Origin of the sequence: Bacillus sp. 220_BSPC, assembly GCF_001054655.1 — a bacterium.
GTDB lineage: Bacteria > Bacillota > Bacilli > Bacillales > DSM-1321 > Peribacillus > Peribacillus frigoritolerans.
This window is the reverse complement of record NZ_JVPL01000296.1, coordinates 1-18,680: the sequence shown is the minus strand read 5'-3', so window position 1 is coordinate 18,680 and position 18,680 is coordinate 1. Positions and strand designations below refer to the sequence as shown.

Below are 18,680 nucleotides of genomic sequence, written 5' to 3'. Positions count from 1 at the left end.
CCACACCTCACTACTTGGTAAATAGCAACAAAGTATGTGAAAACAGCCTTTGTGAATTATTAGATTATACAGCTCAAAAGAAGTTGATGTCCTTCAAAATAAAAGACACCCAATGAATGGATGCCTTTTTTATATGTTCAAGGAGTTTAAGCCTCTTTTTTATTCAAATCAAATTGTTCCTGAATTCTTATTAATTCTTTCGGTATTACATAAACATAATCCAAAATAATTCTAGTGAATCGGATTAAATCATTAATTATGTGGATATCGAATTCTACATTCTCTTCATGAGCAGCTGCATTTCCCAAGTCTCTAATTAAATGTGATACTTTATCCAAAACTTTAGGAATTATTGCCTTGTCTGATAAATCAACTAACTTTTTATATAATGTTTTCCCCTCAGCTTTCTGATCATAGCAAAGCATTTCTAAAGTTCTCCTTAGCCCAATGGCACACATTACTCTATCTACATTTTTAGTTTTAAGCGCTGATTCAAATGCACCCTTTATCCTTTCAGGAACGTACTTCAAGTCTCCTGTTTGTATTGGGTAGAGAATATTCTCTGTTTCAATAACCCGTCCTTTATGGTCCTTTATCCCATCAAATGATTCTATAGATTTAAGAGTAACCTTTGAACACACAGGACATTTATATAATGTATACGAGGTATCATATACTGCCCAAGGAACTTCCTCATTATATTCTGGGTGGAAAGTGTATTCAAATTCTTGGTCATTGTGTTTTGCAACAATTTGCATAATGGTTTCGTTTCCACAATGAAGACAAAGAAACGGTTTGGGTGAGTAATCAGTATTTGTCATTTAGTTCTCCCTTTATGTCGATAAATTAGAAATTCGACAAAGGGAGAGAAATTCCTTTAAAATTAAAGCACCCATGACCGGGCGCTTTAATTAATGAAATACTCATTTTCGGCAAAATAAACTGTTATATAAAACATTTGAAATCATATAAAACAGAAAACCCCTTAATATATAAGGGGTTTTTACTGTCTGTATTAGCGTCCCAGATAGGAATCGAACCTACGACCTACAGCTTAGGAGGCTGTCGCTCTATCCTGCTGAGCTACTGGGACATATATTAAAGTCGACGACTTATTTATTATATTTCTTATAGGCAAACTTTTCAAGCTAATAGCACATACTTATGAAAAAAAATCCTCATAAATGTTTAGCGCATCGCTAAGCTCGCGTTTTTCCTCTTTTTTCATCAAATGGAATACTTTATTGTTCATTGGTTTTCTGGTACTATTATACTATAAAAAAATCAGGAGAATGATAGGGGAAAAATATAGAGTTTTAAAGGATGGCGGCATTGCTGGGGATTTTGATTTTACCTGGATGCACACAAGGGGTTTTAGAGGGGATAGGCAAAAAGACGGCTGCACCGATTGCGGAAGATGACATTGAAGTGGCCGAAGCGGCTGAGAATGGGACCGGGCAGGATCCGGAGGGACAAATCGATACGGGAGACTGGATAACGGCCGAGTCCCCGGTCCAGCTTCCGATATTGATGTGTCACAGCATTTCCCAAGGTAATGGCCTTCGGGTTCCAAGGGAGGAATTTCGATCACAAATGGCTTGGCTTCGGGAGAATGGTTACTATACATTATCCCCTGAAGAAGCATTCCTCGTTTTAACCGAGAATCGGATGCCAAGTGAGAAGTGCGTCTGGCTTACTTTTGATGATGGCTATACAGATAACTACACGGAGGCTTTCCCGATATTAAAAGAAAATGATATGAAAGCAACTGTCTTCATGATCGGGAAGTCCATAGATAAAGGTCATCACCTGACTGAAAATCAAATGTTGGAGATGAGCAGGGATGGGATTTCAATCGAAAGCCATACCATCAACCATTTGGAGCTGACCCGCATGACGGCAGAGCAGCAAGAAGCGGAAATGGTTCAGTCGAAGGTGCTGTTCGACCGTATCCTCGACCAGGACACGACAGTGCTTTCCTATCCGGTTGGCCGGTATAACGAAGAGAGTCTCAAGCTGTCAGAAGAAGCTGGATACAAAATGGCAGTCACTACCGAACCTGGGGGATCTTCAAGCGACCAAGGGATGCATGCTCTGCATCGAGTTCGGATTTCACCGGGGTTATCGATCAATGGGTTTGCGTCGCTGATTGAAAATGCTTCAAAGCATTGAAGGCGGAAGGGTCATTTCGCACTTGTTCAGAAAAATCATATAATAATCGATTCTTACATGGTGTATAATGAAGGCAGTGAAAATTATATACATATGAACGATTTGGTGTCTTAATGACTTAAAAGGGAAGTTGGTGAAATGCCAACGCGGTCCCGCCACTGTATATGGGAGCTGACGGCTGTGTACCACTGTATGAGATATGGGAAGGTGCCGTTGACGATGACCATGAGCCAGGAGACCTGCCAGAATTCGTACACCTGTAACCTACGCGGATGGGAAGGTGTGTGGCAGACCCTAAGATAGAGTCCGTATTGATATTGTTGCCATGCAAGCATCTTCCGTTTAACGGGAGATGCTTTTTGTTTTGGGGGCATCTTCCAGGATTGGTTTTCTCTGTTAGGTATGAAGAAATTAAATAAAAAGATTGTGGGGAATGAAAATGAAGAAGATTTTTGGTCTGATACTGTTAATGTTACTGACTGCAGGCATGATGGTTGGCTGCGGTGGTGCTGCTGATGAAGGAAAAGAAAAGCAGCAAACGAATCATGCTCAACACGAAGCTTTCCCGATTACGATTAAAGATGCAAGTGGGGAAAAAGTAACGATAGAAAAACAACCGAAGAAAATAGTTTCGTTGATACCAAGTAATACGGAAGTGGTCTTTGCACTTGGTTTGGGTAAAAAGGTCGTTGGTGTTTCCGACAATGATAATTACCCGGAGGAAACGAAAGAAATTCAAAAAGTTGGCGGAATGGAAATGAACACGGAGCTGATTGTCTCCATGAAGCCTGACCTTGTTCTTGCGCATGCATCAAGTGCCCATAATTCGAATGAGGGTTTACAGCAGCTTAAGGATGCTGGAATAGATGTCCTCGTAGTCAATGATGCACAAAGCTTTGACCAAGTCTATGATTCTATTGAAATGATTGGACAGGCAACGGGTGAACATGACAAGGCAAACGAAATCGTTGCGGGTATGAAAACGAAGCTAAAGGATATCGAGGAAAAAGCCAAATCCGTAAAGGAAGAGGATAGGAAGACCGTTTTAGTGGAAGTTTCGCCTTCACCGGAAATATACACACCGGGAAAAAATACTTTCATGAATGAGATGCTTACTATTATTTCAGCGGATAATGCTGCTGCCGACTTGGACGGTTGGGCAAAGATTGATGAAGAGTCGATGATTGCTGCAAATCCTGATGTCATCATTACAACGTATGGTTATTATACGAAAGATGCAGTAAGTGAAGTGAAGGGCCGAAAAGGATGGCAAGACGTAAATGCTGTTAAGAATGGCCAAGTCTTTGATGTCCATTCTGACTTGGTGACCCGTTCCGGTCCACGCTTGATAGAGGGAGTAGAGGAACTTGCCAAATCAGTCTATCCGAATCAATTTAACAACTAAATGGGCGTTTGCTTATTTGATTGCGTTGTTCATTTTGTTATTCGCAATGACGATAGGCATTTCCTTTGGTTCGGTGCCAGTACCGATTCCCGTACTTATACAAATAATCGGCAAGGAGATTTTACACTTGCCGATTTCTGCCGATCCGGATTTGATGCTAACGAATATCGTGATGAACATCCGCTTGCCGCGGGTGCTGCTCGCTGGTTTGGTTGGGGCATCACTTGCGATTGCGGGTGCGGCTTTTCAGGGACTGCTCCGGAACCCGCTCGCTGATCCTTACACATTAGGTATTTCATCAGGAGCATCGGTCGGAGCCGTTTTGACAATATTCTTGAATATATCACTGCCATTCATCGGTTTATATACCCTTCCGGCATTGAGTATCTTATGTTCAGTGCTCACGATGCTCTGCGTACTGACTTTTGCAAAAAAAATGGATCGATCGATGAAAGTGGAAACGATCATTTTAACGGGAATCATTTTCAGCTCGTTTTTAAGTGCCTTCATTTCATTGATGATTGCGCTGACGGGTGATGAATTAAGACAAATCATCGGCTGGCTGATGGGAAGCGTCTCAATGCGCGGATGGAATTATATCGTAATCATTTTGCCGTTTTTTATCATTGGTTCGTTGACCTTGATCATGAATACAAGTGAATTGAATGCGATGACTTTCGGGGAAGACCGGGCAAAACACTTAGGTGTGAATGTCAAGCGGCGGAAAATGTGGATCTTGATAGCCGGTTCGACATTGACAGGGGCAGCCGTTGCCGTTTCAGGGGCGATTGGTTTTGTAGGATTGGTCATTCCTCATTTTGTCCGAAAGATTTGGGGACCTGACCATAAACATTTGCTTCCGTTGTCATTGTTGATAGGAGGCGGATTCTTGATATTGGCCGATTTTGTAGCACGAACGATCATTGCCCCATCGGAACTGCCGATCGGGGTGATCACCTCACTTATCGGGGCACCTGCATTTGCGCTGATTTTATTAAAGAGACGGAGAGAAGGGTAAAACGGATGCTTGAAGTAAAAGGGTTAACAGGTGGATATCACAACAAAGCTGTTTTGGACTCTGTCTCTTTTGATGTACATAAGGGGGAATTATTCGGGATTCTTGGTCCTAATGGCAGCGGGAAAACGACGCTTTTAAGTATGCTTAGCGGGGTGCTCGATTATAAAGGCGGAAGCGTACGGATAAGCGGCAGGAATTTGAAGGATTATTCGTCAAAGCAACTTGCACAGGTCATTGCCGTGCTCCCTCAGCATTCCTCATTAGCTTTCTCCTATACAGTAAAAGAGACGGTCTCACTTGGGCGATATGCCCATCAATCAGGTTGGTTCCATAGTTGGTCCGCAGAAGATGAATCGATTGTCCAGCGGGTGATGGAACAAACGGGAGTAGCTGATTTTCAGGATCTTCATTTTGATCGATTATCAGGAGGGGAAAGACAGAGGGTCCTGCTGGCACAGGCCCTTGCCCAAGAGCCGGAAATCCTTTTTTTGGATGAACCTACGAACCATTTGGATCTTTCCTATCAAAAAGATCTTCTTGATCTAATGAGGAAAATGGCAAAAGAGCAGAAGTTGACCGTTATTTCAATTTTTCATGATTTGAATTTGGCTGGATTATATTGTGATCGGCTTATGCTGCTTGAGAAAGGGCGGATTCAGGTTGTTGATGTGCCGAATGAAGTGCTTCAACAGGAACGGATTCAGGGTGTATATCATACGACAATCGAAAAACACCCACATCCCGCCCTTCCGAAACCGCAAATGTTCATCGTTCCGGAAAAGCATGGCCAGGATACTATCCCGTTGGAAATTGATGATTCTTATTTGACAGTCGGATTTGAGATGATTCAATTGAAGTCTCCGATCCCGCTTAGAACGATGTCTTCTGGAGTGACTGGTTCGGGGACGGGCTGGCATAAGTATTTTGTGAATAGGCACGTCCATCATGGTTATGATTGCGAGGATCATCATGTTGAAATGGCCGACTATTTAACAACTCATGGTTTTGAGCCACAGGAAACGGTAGGGATGATGACAGCTGTCTTTCTCGATACGGTCGCAAGCAAGCTATTAAGAGCTGAAGATTTCTCGGTTTTTATCATTGTGACGGCCGGTGTAGGGAATGCCATCGACGCTTCATTAGCTGACCGGCATTCTTGGAGTTCCGCACCAGGAACGATAAATACATGGATATTCGTAAATGGGCATTTGGCAGAAGAGGCATATATCCACAGTATAGTGACTGCGACCGAGGCAAAAGTAAAAGCGCTTCATGATTTGCATGTCATGGATAAGGTGACAAATACTTATGCAACAGGAACATCGACAGACAGCATGTTGATTGCGGCAACTCAAAGAGGGGCAAAGCTTCAATATGCAGGCACCATCACTCCGTTAGGGAAGCTGATCAGTCGCGGTGTATATGATTGTACAGTGGAAGCCTTAACGAATAATCGGAAACGGATTGAGGAATTATGATTTATCATCATCTTTTTGCGGTTACGCTGGCGTTTTTCCTTGATTTATTAATTGGAGATCCGCCAAGTTGGCCGCATCCAGTCAAATGGATAGGAACGATGATTAGCAAGTTGGATCTGGCATTAAATAAAGGGGCATATAAGAAACGGAAAGGGCTCTTCATGTTGATCATCGTCCTATCGGCGGTGTTATTGATTACAGTTCTTACCGTTTATTTGGCTTATCTAATCCATCCGCTTGCAGGTATCCTATGGGAAGCTTTTGTCATTTCCACAACGATAGCTCAGAAGGGCTTGAAGCAAGCTGGGATGGATGTTTGCCTTCCGCTTAATGAACGGGATTTCCCTGAAGCGAGGGTAAAGCTTTCCTATATCGTTGGCCGTGATACGGCTGAGCTTGATGAACCAGAAATCGTCAGGGGCACCGTGGAAACCGTAGCGGAAAATACCAGTGATGGGATTACAGCGCCATTATTTTGGGCAGCTATCGGCGGTGCGCCGCTCGCGATGGTGTACAGGGCGATTAATACCTGCGATTCCATGGTAGGGTACAAGAATGATAAATATGGGCAATTCGGCTGGGCTTCAGCCAAGCTCGATGATATCGTCAACTGGATACCCAGCCGCCTCACCGGCTTCCTGATGTTGCTGAGCTCGAAATCCGGCTATCATGGCTTCGGCGTCAGGTGGAAGATATTATTCAATGACGCAAAAAAACATCCAAGCCCGAATAGCGGGTGGTGTGAAGCAGGCGTTGCGGCCATTTTGGGAATCCAGCTTGGAGGCCGGAACATGTACAAAGGAATTGTTTCCGACCGTGCGAGGATGGGAGTTCCGCTTGTTCGATTGGAAGCAAAACATATACCACAAACGATTACCATCATGCATCGGTCATCTTTTCTATTTCTGCTGATGCTATGGCTAGGGGGACTTATTCTTGACATTACCTTCTCATGGCTCTAATCCTCATTATCTTTATGAAGCGCTGGAAATCGAAATGCCTGAATCGGTTCTCGACTTCAGTGCTAACATCAACCCATTGGGTCCGCCTTTACGCATAAAGGAACAGTGGTCTGGGTTTTTCGAAGGGATCCTTCAATATCCAGATCCGCATGCCATTGAACTGACAAAATCAATTGCAAAAAAAGAAGCACTTCCTGAGCAATCCGTTTTGATGGGGAACGGTGGTGCTGAAATCATCATGCTGGTAGCGAACGGATTAGCCAATCAAAGGGTGCTGATCATACAGCCGGCATTTGCGGAATATGCTGAAGCTTGTTTGGCAGCAGGATGTAAGGTCGATTTTCACCAGCTTGATGCTCCTGGGTGGCAATTGGACCTGGAACGATTGATTCCGCGATTACCCGAATATGATGCCATTTTCTTATGTACGCCTAATAATCCGACGGGAGTTTCATTTAAGCGGGATACAGTTAGGGAATTGATCATTGAATGCCAAAAAGCGAATTGCCTGGTTGTCCTGGATGAGGCTTTTTATGATTTCACGGAGGATGCCTTTAGTTATGCTTCTTTAATCAATGCATTTCCACATTTACTCATACTAAGATCAATGACTAAAATCTTTGCGATCCCCGGTTTGAGACTAGGCTATTTGCTTGCGTCACCTGACATCATAAAACGGGTAAGAAATTATAAACCGCATTGGAGCGTCAACCATGTGGCACTTGAAGTAGGGAAAATCTGTCTTGCAGAAGATGCCTATATGAGAAAAACAAGAGACTATATTGTATGGCAAAAGCAAAAACTATTCCGATTTTATGAGAAGCAGGGGTTGGATGTCTCCGATAGCACAGTTAATTTTTATTTGGTGAAAGATGAATCTTTATCCCTTTTCCCCTTTTTGCTGAAAAAAGGAATCGTACCGCGCCATACCTATAATTTTCCGGGTTTGGATGGAAGGTGGCTTCGGTTTGCAGTGAAGAGTGAACATGATAACGAAGCACTGATGGAGGGGGTAAGACAGTGGAGAAAGCAAGGCTCTGTTTTATAAGCGGGGGTGTCCGTTCTGGAAAAAGCAGCTTTGCGGAAAGAAAAGCCCTGGAGTATGCACTCCAGATGGATGGGAACTTGCATTACCTCGCCTGTGGCCGAGTCAGTGACGCTGAGATGGGTGAACGCATCCTTAGGCACCGGAAAGATAGGGAAAGCAGCCCGATTGCGTGGAAGACCTCCGAATACGCAACGGATATTACAAGAATAGGGGCGGATATTGATCAGGATTCCATAATTCTGCTTGATTGTCTGACAACCCTGCTTGATAACGAACTATTTGGCCCTGGCCTTCCGCTTGAAGAAGAATTCTTAAATAGCGTTTTTTCAAAAATAATAACCGGAATCAATGAGATAAAAAAACAATCCAATTGTTTAATTGTCGTGAGCAATGAATTGGTGCAGGAACCGATTTTCCAGGATGATTTCCTTCATATATACGGAAAAACACTGGGGTTGCTTCATCAAACGATCGTCGGGCTGGCCGATGAAGCCTATCTAGTGGAAGCGGGAATTCCATTGCGGAAGAAAGGGGGCATGCAGGAATGAGCGGAGTGATCGGATTTTTAATTAACCTGCAGTTCTTTACGGTCTTTCCAATAAAGAAGCAGCTTCCGATGGAGAAGAAATATATTCACCGTGCCATTCAAACCTTTCCATTAGTAGGTCTTTTGCTAGGCTTGATATTGGGCGGCGTTTTGTATGCACTTGTGGAATGGACCCCATTGTCATCGCTTTCGATTGCCTTTTTCCTTTGGTTTTTGACCATGGCATTAACGGGAGGCTTGCATCTCGATGGCTGGATCGATGCAAGTGATGCTTTTTTTTCCTATCAGGATAAAGAGCGGCGATTGGAAATCATGAAGGATTCCAGGACAGGTGCATTCGGTGTCATCTCCGTCATAGTCCTATTGGCCGCCCGGTTTCTATTTATCTATGAAATTGTTGAAAGGGTAAATGAATGGACATACTTCTTGATCATTGCCCTTCCGCTCTTAAGCAAATGTGTGATGGGTTATTTACTCATCCGGATGCCGCTCGCTAAAAAAGAGGGGCTAGGTGCTTTTTTTCAAAGTGCAGTGATGAAAAGCAGTTTGCCCATTTATTGGCTGTACCTCCTTGTAAGTCTGGCGTTTGCCTGGATCATCGATTTTAAGCTTGTCCCCTTATTTTTCATCATGTGTCTGGCTGCCGTGTTTTTCCTGGTATATATGAAACGTAAAATCCTCAGTTGGTTCGGTGGGATAACGGGGGATGTACTGGGGGCATCCGTGGAAGGGGTTGAGCTTTGGTTATGGCTGATATTGTGGCTATTACACTACTTCGCCATGGGCTGACAGTAGCTAATGAACGAAAGGCCTATTTAGGCTGGACGGATTCTCCATTAAGTACCGAAGGAGAAAAGGAAATACTGGACTTAAGGGGCTCGTACCCACAGTATGAAAAAATTTTCAGCAGTGATTTGTCCCGATGTGTGGAAACTGCACGCCTGCTGTTTCCAGATGCAGTTCCGATCAAAAACCCTTTGTTCCGTGAGATGAACTTCGGCAGTTGGGAAGGGCGGACGTATCATGAGTTGAAGACAGATGGAGATTATCTTAATTGGCTGGAACGTCCCATGGAGGCACTGGTGCCTGGGGGTGAAAGTTATCCGGCATTTTCCGAACGTGTGAATAATGGCTGGAAACAATTGATTGCCTGTAAGGAGAACCGATTTGCCCTAATGACGCATGGAGGGGTAATTCGTGATTTATTGGTCCGCTATGCCCCGAAGGAAAAGTCTTTTTTTGATTGGGGAATTTCCCATGGCAGGGGATATGAGCTGATATGGGAAGACCGGAACAGCTTAAGGAGGGGAGAACGCTGCACTTTGTTACAGGAGGCGCCTATAATGGGAAAACTAAGTGGGTAAAGCAATTGTATGGTTTGGAAAATGATGTCCTTTGGTTATCCGGTTATCGACAAGAACAGCCGGAATTGATTGATTTCCAAGGCAGGGCAGTTGTATTGCAAGGTTTGGATGCATGGATTCAGCAAGATGCAGAAAAGATGGATTCAGATTCGATTCGAAGAAGATGGAAGGAAATCATGGCTGATTGGCGAATATGGGAGAATGAAAGGGATGAACACAGCTGCATTGTGATCGGTTCTGATATTTCCAAGGGAATTGTCCCGATTGAAGCAAGAGACCGCAGATGGCGCGATGCCTGCGGATGGGTCTATCAAGATGTAGCATCCATATCAAAGCGCGTTGATATCATCTGGTATGGAATTAACCAGCGAATAAAGTAGAGGAGGTAATTGGGATGAAAATCTATACACGTACAGGGGATAAGGGACAAACCAGCGTAATCGGAGGTCGGCTTGACAAGGATGACATTCGTGTTGAATCTTATGGAACGGTGGATGAAGTGAATAGCTATATCGGTCTTGCGGTGACAGAATTGGATCCTGCGATATTTACGGATGTACTGGCCGATCTAGAAAAAATCCAGCATGAGTTGTTTGACTGCGGAGGAGATTTGGCAACCGTTTCCGAGAAAGCCCCGCAAAAGCTGACGGATGAGACCATTACCTATTTGGAAGAACGGATAGATGCCTTCATACTTGAAGCGCCGGAACTGGAAAAGTTTATCCTGCCTGGCGGCTCAAAAGCGGCTGCAACGATTCACATTGCCCGAACCGTGACAAGAAGGGCAGAACGGCTGGTCGTTTCATTGATCAAGTCGGGTGCGGCCGTTTCACCATTATCACTTCAATATTTAAATCGTTTGTCGGATTACTTCTTTGCTGTTGCACGTGTGATCAATTTCCGTCTTGGTGTAAAAGATGTGGAATATATCCGCAGCGCAAATGTGTTCCGAGGAGGGAAAAGAAAGGAAAAAGAGTAAACATGGATGTAAGAAAAATTAGTGCAATTGCTATATTCATCGCCTTATCGGCGGTAGGGGCAATGATTAAAATCCCTTCACCGATCGGAAGCATCGCTTTGGATAGTTTTCCGGCCCTTTTGGCGGCTGTCATACTTGGCCCGGTATCGGGGGCTATAGTTGCTGGGCTTGGTCATATCATTTCAGCGTTCATCGGCGGCATGACACTTGGGCCATTCCACTTTTTGATCATGGTCGAAATGGCTGTCCTGACATGGATGTTTAGCATTTTATATATAAACGGAAAAAAAGTAGGCGCATTTTTCCTCTTTTTTATCAGTAATGCCTTCGTTTTGGCCCTGCCTTTCGCATTTCTGATCAGCCCTGGCTTTTACACGTTATTGGTTCCGGGCTTAACGGTGGCGACGGCGGTAAATGTAGTATTGGCAGTCCTTTTATTGCCGCGCTTGGAACCTGTTTTGAAAAAAATCATTTTTAAAGATGGATTAGCAGAATGAGTGATTCATTGATTTTGCCATTTTCCGAATCAGATTCATTGATCGTCTCAAGTGACAATAGCGGCGGGATCGGGCTGAAGGAAAAAGATCTTGTCCATGTCCCTTATGAGGTCGTTGGATATTATTCCTTTCGGGTTGCCGTCATGGAATGCCTGGGCGTCGGCGGAAGACCCGTATCCGTCGTTCTAAATAATTTCTGCGGTGATGAAGCCTGGGAGGACTTGACCATGGGTGTCAGGATGGGGCTGAATGAATTGGGAATGGAGGACCTTCCCATTACTGGCAGCACAGAAAGTAACATGCCGCTTCTTCAGTCAGCACTTGGTCTTATGGTGATTGGTAAACGAGTGAATGAACGTGTTAAAAAGCAACAGCCCTTACGGAAAATCGCTCTGATCGGCAGGCCACTCGTTGGAGAGGAAGTTATGGAACAGCAAGAGTGGGTCGCACCATTATCTTTATATAAAAGCTTATGTGAAATGGAAGGTGTTCAGGCACTTCCAGTCGGCTCAAAAGGGATAGCGTATGAATGGGGACATCTGGATCAAAGTGGTGAAGGTGTTTCTCTGCCTATAAGTGATAAAGTCGATATTGAAAAATCATCAGGACCATCCACCTGCTTCCTCATTGCCTATCCTGAACAACTGGAGGAAGAAATCAAGCAAAGATCCGGTCCTCTTTTTATTGGCGGTTGATCGGTCCATGACTGAATCAGGCATCGAGTTTAGTTCATGATGAACGGGTTCGATGCTTTTTTCATTGAGATCTTACCTTGATGGATCCCTTTCCTATTTAGAGTGAATGCTTGAATAAGATGTTTGGTTTATTTGGATAGGTGGGCTTGTTGCCCGATTTTATCATGCCAAAGTAAAATGAAACCCATTTATTGCATTACTGCTCGCTTCCGCCATTTTATGGATCACCACAGGTATGGATATTCGGGATGTTGCAGATGCTGTTCAGACAGGGGTAGGTAATACTCTTGGTAATGTTGATCTGAGCTTTGGTGAAGATTCAACATGGAATGATGGGTTGATTTCATTGGAAAACCAATCATTGCGCCTCATGGTTTCATTCTTTACATTAGGTTGCGCTAGAGGTTTTAATAAAGGGGAGCAAAACCCGCTGCCTCCATCATCTTGATTATTGGAGCGGGCGGTGCATTTAAAAATGTATTGAGCTGCCTGCCGATCATATCTGCTGTCCTGGCGTTATAGTAAATTGCCGGTCCTTACTCCATCACATGTGAATGGGGCAGATTTTGGATGGTCAGCAGTCGCACAGGCGATAAAGTCTTGAACGGTTATGGAAATGATTATATCAGTCGTTTCACTTATCCTAATCTTACTATTGAATTCAATTGTTTAAGAGAAAGGAGCATGATGTATATATGAAACATTCAGGTTATTTGATGGGGATCGATATTGGCACGACGAGTACGAAAGTTGTTCTTTTTTCAAAAGGGGGGGAGGTTGTCCAATCTTGTTCGAGGGGATATCCTCTGCACAGTCCAACTCCTTCCGTGGCGGAACAAGATCCCGAAGAAATTTATAAAGCGGTCATCATTGCTATAGGCGAGGTCATGATTGCAAGCGGAATAGAAAAGCAAGAACTGGGCTTGATATCGTTCAGTTCGGCGATGCATAGCTTGATCGCCATGGGTAAGGACGGCAACCCGCTTACGAATAGCATTACATGGGCGGATAATCGAAGTGTTGCCTATGCGAGGAAACTGAAGGCTTCGGAACAGGGGATGCAATTGTATCACAGGACCGGAACGCCTGTTCACCCGATGTCCCCAATCACGAAAGTAATGTGGTTAAGAAATGAGCACCCCGGGATTTTTAACGAAACGGACAAATTTATAGGAATTAAAGAATACATCATCTATAAATTTTTCAATGAGTATGTAATGGATTATTCACTCGCTTCTGCAACGGGCATGTTCAACATGAATGAACTGAAGTGGGATGAAGAGGCACTCACCATTGCTGGAATTGGGGCTGATAAGCTGCCGATGCTTGTCCCTACAACGCATATCCTCTCAGGCTTAAGTGAGGAATTAGCTGCAAAAATGAACATTCATGCTGGTACACCGTTTGTAATTGGAGCGAGTGATGGCGTGCTTGCCAACTTAGGTCAAAACGCAATCAAGCCAGGCGTTCTGGCAGTGACAATCGGAACGAGCGGTGCGGTAAGAACCGTCAGTGACAGGCCGCTTACCGATCCCAAAGGCCGGACATTCTGCTATGCCCTTACTGAGAATCATTGGGTAATCGGCGGACCGGTCAACAATGGGGGAATCACCTTCCGATGGGCACGCGATCAATTGGGCCGTGTGGAAATCGAAAAAGCGAAGGCTTCGGGACAGGACTCCTATGAGATTCTGACGGATATGGCTTCTAATATTGCACCTGGTTCTGATGGGTTGATATTCCATCCGTATATGGCAGGGGAACGGGCACCATTATGGAGTGCCGATGCAAGGGGCTCCTTCTTTGGACTGGCGCTTCATCACACTCGTGACCATATGGTCCGGGCAGTACTGGAGGGTGTAATGTATAACCTGTACAGTGTCCTTATAGCCGTAAAGGAATTGACTGGTGCTCCCGAGAAGATTCATGCAAGCGGCGGATTTGTCCGTTCGAAGCTCTGGCGCCAAATCATGGCTGATATATTCAATCAAAACGTGACAATTCCAGAAAGCTTTGAGAGTTCGAGCTTAGGTGCCGCCGTTCTTGGATTATATGCTTTAGGCGAAATCGAAAGCCTTGATGAGGTTGAGGGTATGGTTGGTGAAACGAATGAACTTGTCCCGATCAAAGAGAATGTTAAAGTGTATGAAGAATTGATGTCGATTTATTTATCCGTAAGCAGGCAATTGGAAGGCGACTACAAGAGGATAGCGGATTTCCAAAGACGCCATTTAGAATGACTCTTAGGATGAATGAGCACTGTGCTTCAATTTGTCGAAAAGGGAGCGGACTTCAGAAAAAAACTGGAACTTTTTTTAATAAAAACTGAGGAAAACAGACTTTTCCTCGAATTTGTCTATAGTCTAAAAGCACAGATGCATAAGCACTGTGCTTTTCTTTTTGCCTGGTAATTAAAATGGTAAGATGGAAGAAAACGATAAGGGGAATTTTCTTATGGGAGCCAGTAAAACGAATGCAATGCGAATTCTTGATAACAAACGTATAGAGTATGGCATGATGAGTTATGATGCCCGCGATGGAAAAATTGATGGGATCACTGTTGCGGATAAGATTGGAAAAGCGCCAGAAACCGTTTTTAAAACGCTTGTCACCCATAACGGACCCCAGCAGCTTTACGTATTTGTCATTCCTGTAGCCACCGAACTAGACTTGAAAAAAGCAGCGAAGGCCGCAGGTGCAAAAAAAATTGAAATGCTTGCGGTTAAAGATCTGCAAAAATACACAGGGTACATTCGGGGAGGCTGTTCCCCGATCGGAATGAAAAAACAATACCCGACCTTTATCGATGAAAGTGCAGCAAACCTGGCTGAAATCATCGTAAGTGGAGGGAAAATCGGTACACAGATCGTTTTAAAACCGTCAGAATTCCTGGAAGTCACACAAGCGGAATCTGCAGCCTTAATAAAATAAATTGTTTACCTTTAGGTATTCACCTATTAGGCCCTTTTTTCATACGCTGTCTTGAAGATCACATCTTTATTGTGAGGGAGAGTGTGAAAGTGACAGGAAGAGTGATGAATTATTTTGCTGGAGGCAATACGGCTAAAGGTTTTTATAGTTTATATGATTCAAATTTAAAAGGTCTGGAAAGATTATTCATATTAAAAGGCGGACCTGGTTCCGGTAAATCGACCATTATGAAAAAAATCGGCCAAGAATGGCTGGATAAAGACTATGACATCGAGTATTTACATTGTTCGTCCGATAATGATTCCATTGATGGAGTAATCATACCGGCTTTGAAAATCGGTATCGTGGATGGGACTGCGCCGCATGTGATTGAGCCGAAGGCACCAGGGGCGATTGAGGAATATGTGAATCTTGGGGCTGCCTGGGATTCCCAGCAGCTGGCTTCTGAAAGAGCGGCCATCATAAAGTTGACGAATGCGAGAAGCAAGAGTTTCGAGAAAGCATATGCCCTATTCGCTGAAGCATTAAAGATACATGATGAATGGGAAGACATTTACAAGTCAAATATTGATTTTGCAAAATTGAATGGGTTGACCAATAAATTGATTGAAAGCTTTTATAGAGATATCGTCCTTAATAAGAAGTCGGATGTTCGTCACCGATTCTTAGGTGCAGCTACACCAACGGGTGCAGTTGATTTCATCCCCAATATTACTGAGGGAATACAAAAACGGTACTTTTTAAAGGGTTGTCCAGGTTCCGGGAAATCAACGATGCTGAAGAAGATTGCAAAGGCTGCGGAGCAAAGGGGCTTTGATGTGGAAATATATCATTGTGGCTTCGATCCGCATAGCTTGGACATGGTAATCGTCCGGGAGGTGGGGATCGCCATTTTTGACAGCACATCGCCTCATGAATATTTCCCGAGTTGTGGGGGGGACGAAATCATTGATATATATAAAACGGCCATTTTGCCAGGAACAGATGAAATATATGCAGATCAATTAAAGGATGTTTCCACCAGGTATCGGACGAAAATGAATGAAGCGACAGCAAATCTGGCTAAGGCAAAAGAGCTGCATGACGAACTCGAAAAGATTTATGTGAAAGCAATGGATTTTACAGCCATCGATGATATTCAAAAGGACATCAATGAACAGATTAATGAACGGGCACAAGATGCCGATAGAAAAACGATTCTACATTAAGAAAATAAACTGCGCCTACCTTAATTAGGTGCAGTTTATTTATATACAAAAAAGGATTTTTTAACCCCTGAAGCCACAACAAGAATATATACGGGTTTGTTAAACGTGTTTATCCACGCCCTTTCGGTTAAAATAGGGATTATATTGAAAAAAGGGGCCGATTGAATTGATAAAGACGATTGCGATTGATATGGACGGAACATTGCTAAACAAAATGCAAAAGGTCAGTGAGGAAAATAAACAAGCAATCCTGAGGGCGCAAAGCGAGGGAGTGGAAGTGATCATTGCTACTGGAAGATCTTATGTGGAAGCAAGGTTCGCTTTAGATGAAGCAGGCATCGTTTGCCCTGTCATCTGTGTAAATGGTGCGGCCCTCTTCACGGAGGAAGGGGAGATTGCCGCTTCCAATCCAATGTCAGCAGCCACTGCTAAAATGGTTGCTGGATTCCTCGAAGAACAAGGGATTTATTTCGAAATATATACGAGTCAGGGGATTTATTCCAAAGACTATGAAAACGCAATATCTGTTTTGGTTGATGTATTCGTTACAGCCAATCCCGACATTGACCCTGAGGGTATGCGAAAATTTGCAGAGCAGCGTTTACAGCTGGGACAGGTAACTTCCATTTCCGATTATTCCGAGTTATTCAGCCGCTCGAATGAGGAATATTATAAAATTCTCAGCTTCTCAAAGGATTTAAGTTTATTAAATCAAATTGCTTCGAAATTGGAAGGACAAGGAGTTACAGTCACTTCATCAGGACGTGAAAATGTAGAAATCATGAGTGAAACGGCTCAAAAAGGTACGGCGCTTGAAACATATGTGAATGGAAAATCCGGCTCGATGCAGGAAACCATGGCTATTGGAGATAATTATAATGATGTATCCATGTTTGAACGGGTTGGTTTGTCTGTCGCAATGGGAAATGCTCCGCTCGAAATTAAAAATATGTGTGATGAAGTAACAGGCAAGAATGATGAATCAGGCGTCGCGGAGGCCATTTTAAAGGTACTTAAACAGTCAGCCTATTAAACTCAAGAATCAAAGGGGGAAAAGACTTTGAAAAAATTGCTCTTATTTTTCCTTATGGCTACATTGTTTTTAACTGGTTGCAACATGAATGATGACGAAAGCAAAAACCAGCCGAATCCTGACAAAGAAGTGACAGGCACTTTAGGGGAAAATCCGGATGTGTTGGTAACGAACCTGCAGGCCCCGTGGTCGATTCAGAAGAATGGGGACACAATGTATGTGTCAGAGCGGACCGGAACCATCGTCGAATGGGACAAGGATAAGATGACACGGCAAAAGGTCAATCTTAAAAAGACATTGTCAGCTAAAGCGGAAGCTGGATTGCTTGGATTTTTGCTAGCTCCCGACTTCTCTAAGAGCGGGCAAGCTTTCGCCTATTATACTTATGAAGAGGGCGGGAATTCCATCAATCGCATCGTCATTTTAGAAAAAAATGATGATATATGGCAGGAGATGGAGACCTTAATCGACGGAATACCAAGCGGGGACTTCCACCATGGCGGCAGGATCAAGATTGGACCGGATGATAAGCTATATGCAACAACAGGTGATGCAAGAAAGTCTGAAATCGCACAGGACATAGAATCTTTAGGCGGAAAAATTCTGCGCTTGAACCTGGATGGCACCATTCCTAAAGATAATCCTTTCGGGAATTCATATGTCTATTCATACGGTCACCGCAATCCACAAGGTCTGGCTTGGGATGAAGCAGGACAGTTGTATGAAAGTGAGCACGGAGATTCGGCCCACGATGAATTAAATAAAATTGACGCCGGTAAGAACTATGGCTGGCCAGAGATACAGGGCGATGAGCAAAAACCGGATATGATAAAACCATTGATTCATTCCGGTGAAAATACATGGGCTCCTTCAGGCATGGCCTATTTTGACGGAAAGCTTTATTTTGCAGCCTTAAGGGGCGAAGCGCTAAAGAGTTACGATGTAAAGAGCGGAAAACTGACCAATATCATAACGGGCTCAGGAAGGATACGTGATGTATTCGTTGATGAAGAATTCATATATTTCATAAGCAACAATACGGACGGCAGAGGAAATCCTGATGAAAAGGATGATAAGCTATATCGTTTGCCGCTATCTCGGTTAAATATGCCTTGATGTTATCAATGAGCAGAAAAGAAGCATATATTTGGGAAACCTCGCCAATAGCGGGGTTTCCTTTTTGTGTATGGCACCAAATTCACGAGTAAAAGCGCGAAATTGACTAGTAACGCCCAAACTCACGAGTAAAAGCGTGAAATTCACGAGTAAAAGCGCGAAATTGACGAGTAACGCCCAAATTCACGAGTAAAAGCGCGAAATTGACTAGTAACGCCCAAACTCAC

General features: G+C 43.7%; 21 protein-coding genes, 1 tRNA gene, 1 pseudogene and 1 riboswitch. Of the genes and pseudogenes, 21 read left to right on the top strand and 2 right to left on the bottom strand.

The features are described 5' to 3' along the window. Nucleotides 1-146 precede the first annotated feature (146 nt). Both ADA55_RS24645 and ADA55_RS24640 read right to left on the bottom strand, forming a co-directional pair. Nucleotides 147-821, bottom strand: coding sequence for a DUF4145 domain-containing protein (locus ADA55_RS24645; protein WP_048688580.1), 675 nt, complete (start codon nt 819-821; stop codon nt 147-149). Nucleotides 822-1,019: 198 nt separating this feature from the next. Further along, nucleotides 1,020-1,093, bottom strand: a tRNA-Arg gene (locus ADA55_RS24640). Nucleotides 1,094-1,323: 230 nt separating this feature from the next. On the opposite strand from ADA55_RS24640, the gene ADA55_RS24635 reads away from it, so the two are divergent. The 21 genes and pseudogenes from ADA55_RS24635 to ADA55_RS24545 all read left to right on the top strand — a co-directional run bounded on the left by ADA55_RS24635 (nt 1,324) and on the right by ADA55_RS24545 (nt 18,453). After that, nucleotides 1,324-2,172: a polysaccharide deacetylase family protein gene (locus tag ADA55_RS24635; protein ID WP_048688577.1), complete on the top strand. Its 849-nt coding sequence runs from the start codon at nt 1,324-1,326 to the stop codon at nt 2,170-2,172. An 86-nt stretch (nt 2,173-2,258) separates the two neighbouring features. Next, a riboswitch (cobalamin riboswitch) is annotated at nt 2,259-2,433 on the top strand. A gap of 178 nt (nt 2,434-2,611) precedes the next feature. Then, complete coding sequence (locus ADA55_RS24630) at nt 2,612-3,577, top strand: ABC transporter substrate-binding protein (RefSeq protein ID WP_048688574.1); 966 nt, start codon at nt 2,612-2,614, stop codon at nt 3,575-3,577. Then, entirely contained in the window at nt 3,540-4,595 is a 1,056-nt protein-coding gene (locus ADA55_RS24625) for a FecCD family ABC transporter permease (RefSeq protein ID WP_048688571.1), read from the top strand. The genes ADA55_RS24630 and ADA55_RS24625 overlap by 38 nt, the downstream gene beginning before the upstream one ends. 5 nt (nt 4,596-4,600) lie before the next feature. Next, nucleotides 4,601-5,350: pseudogene (locus tag ADA55_RS31560) on the top strand (heme ABC transporter ATP-binding protein); the annotation flags it as partial. A gap of 6 nt (nt 5,351-5,356) precedes the next feature. Further along, complete coding sequence (locus tag ADA55_RS31555) at nt 5,357-6,073, top strand: adenosylcobinamide amidohydrolase (protein ID WP_412070648.1); 717 nt, start codon at nt 5,357-5,359, stop codon at nt 6,071-6,073. Continuing rightward, complete coding sequence (gene cbiB, locus ADA55_RS24615) at nt 6,070-7,035, top strand: adenosylcobinamide-phosphate synthase CbiB (RefSeq protein WP_048688564.1); 966 nt, start codon at nt 6,070-6,072, stop codon at nt 7,033-7,035. The genes ADA55_RS31555 and cbiB overlap by 4 nt, the downstream gene beginning before the upstream one ends. Beyond that, entirely contained in the window at nt 7,010-8,083 is a 1,074-nt protein-coding gene (cobD, locus tag ADA55_RS24610; protein WP_105718801.1) for a threonine-phosphate decarboxylase CobD, read from the top strand. The genes cbiB and cobD overlap by 26 nt, the downstream gene beginning before the upstream one ends. Then, the gene (locus ADA55_RS24605) at nt 8,056-8,631 is read left to right on the top strand and encodes a bifunctional adenosylcobinamide kinase/adenosylcobinamide-phosphate guanylyltransferase (protein WP_048688561.1); all 576 of its coding nucleotides are present in this window, start codon (nt 8,056-8,058) and stop codon (nt 8,629-8,631) included. The genes cobD and ADA55_RS24605 overlap by 28 nt, the downstream gene beginning before the upstream one ends. Next, complete coding sequence (cobS, locus tag ADA55_RS24600) at nt 8,628-9,419, top strand: adenosylcobinamide-GDP ribazoletransferase (protein WP_048688558.1); 792 nt, start codon at nt 8,628-8,630, stop codon at nt 9,417-9,419. The genes ADA55_RS24605 and cobS overlap by 4 nt, the downstream gene beginning before the upstream one ends. Then, the gene (locus tag ADA55_RS24595) at nt 9,377-9,994 is read left to right on the top strand and encodes a histidine phosphatase family protein (protein ID WP_048688555.1); all 618 of its coding nucleotides are present in this window, start codon (nt 9,377-9,379) and stop codon (nt 9,992-9,994) included. Before cobS ends, ADA55_RS24595 begins: the two co-directional genes overlap by 43 nt. Continuing rightward, nucleotides 9,910-10,374: a bifunctional adenosylcobinamide kinase/adenosylcobinamide-phosphate guanylyltransferase gene (locus ADA55_RS24590; protein ID WP_226990541.1), complete on the top strand. Its 465-nt coding sequence runs from the start codon at nt 9,910-9,912 to the stop codon at nt 10,372-10,374. Before ADA55_RS24595 ends, ADA55_RS24590 begins: the two co-directional genes overlap by 85 nt. A gap of 14 nt (nt 10,375-10,388) precedes the next feature. Beyond that, nucleotides 10,389-10,973, top strand: coding sequence for a cob(I)yrinic acid a,c-diamide adenosyltransferase (locus ADA55_RS24585; RefSeq protein ID WP_048688549.1), 585 nt, complete (start codon nt 10,389-10,391; stop codon nt 10,971-10,973). 2 nt (nt 10,974-10,975) lie between these two features. Beyond that, nucleotides 10,976-11,470: an ECF transporter S component gene (locus tag ADA55_RS24580; RefSeq protein ID WP_048688544.1), complete on the top strand. Its 495-nt coding sequence runs from the start codon at nt 10,976-10,978 to the stop codon at nt 11,468-11,470. Continuing rightward, a complete protein-coding gene (locus tag ADA55_RS24575; RefSeq protein ID WP_048688542.1) occupies nt 11,467-12,165 on the top strand; it encodes a hypothetical protein in 699 nt (232 codons plus the stop codon). The genes ADA55_RS24580 and ADA55_RS24575 overlap by 4 nt, the downstream gene beginning before the upstream one ends. 190 nt (nt 12,166-12,355) lie before the next feature. After that, the gene (locus ADA55_RS24570; RefSeq protein ID WP_142398475.1) at nt 12,356-12,613 is read left to right on the top strand and encodes a hypothetical protein; all 258 of its coding nucleotides are present in this window, start codon (nt 12,356-12,358) and stop codon (nt 12,611-12,613) included. Further along, nucleotides 12,610-12,687: a hypothetical protein gene (locus ADA55_RS31550; protein WP_375541190.1), complete on the top strand. Its 78-nt coding sequence runs from the start codon at nt 12,610-12,612 to the stop codon at nt 12,685-12,687. Before ADA55_RS24570 ends, ADA55_RS31550 begins: the two co-directional genes overlap by 4 nt. Nucleotides 12,688-12,860: 173 nt before the next feature. Further along, on the top strand, nt 12,861-14,405 hold the full coding sequence (gntK, locus tag ADA55_RS24565) for a gluconokinase (protein ID WP_048688538.1): 1,545 nt from the start codon (nt 12,861-12,863) through the stop codon (nt 14,403-14,405). 214 nt (nt 14,406-14,619) lie between these two features. Beyond that, on the top strand, nt 14,620-15,096 hold the full coding sequence (gene ybaK / locus ADA55_RS24560; protein ID WP_048688536.1) for a Cys-tRNA(Pro) deacylase: 477 nt from the start codon (nt 14,620-14,622) through the stop codon (nt 15,094-15,096). Nucleotides 15,097-15,185: 89 nt separating this feature from the next. Continuing rightward, entirely contained in the window at nt 15,186-16,304 is a 1,119-nt protein-coding gene (locus ADA55_RS24555) for a PRK06851 family protein (protein ID WP_048688533.1), read from the top strand. 166 nt (nt 16,305-16,470) lie between these two features. Beyond that, on the top strand, nt 16,471-17,337 hold the full coding sequence (locus ADA55_RS24550) for a Cof-type HAD-IIB family hydrolase (protein ID WP_048688530.1): 867 nt from the start codon (nt 16,471-16,473) through the stop codon (nt 17,335-17,337). A 27-nt stretch (nt 17,338-17,364) separates the two neighbouring features. Beyond that, on the top strand, nt 17,365-18,453 hold the full coding sequence (locus ADA55_RS24545) for a PQQ-dependent sugar dehydrogenase (RefSeq protein WP_048688527.1): 1,089 nt from the start codon (nt 17,365-17,367) through the stop codon (nt 18,451-18,453). Nucleotides 18,454-18,680: the final 227 nt, after the last annotated feature.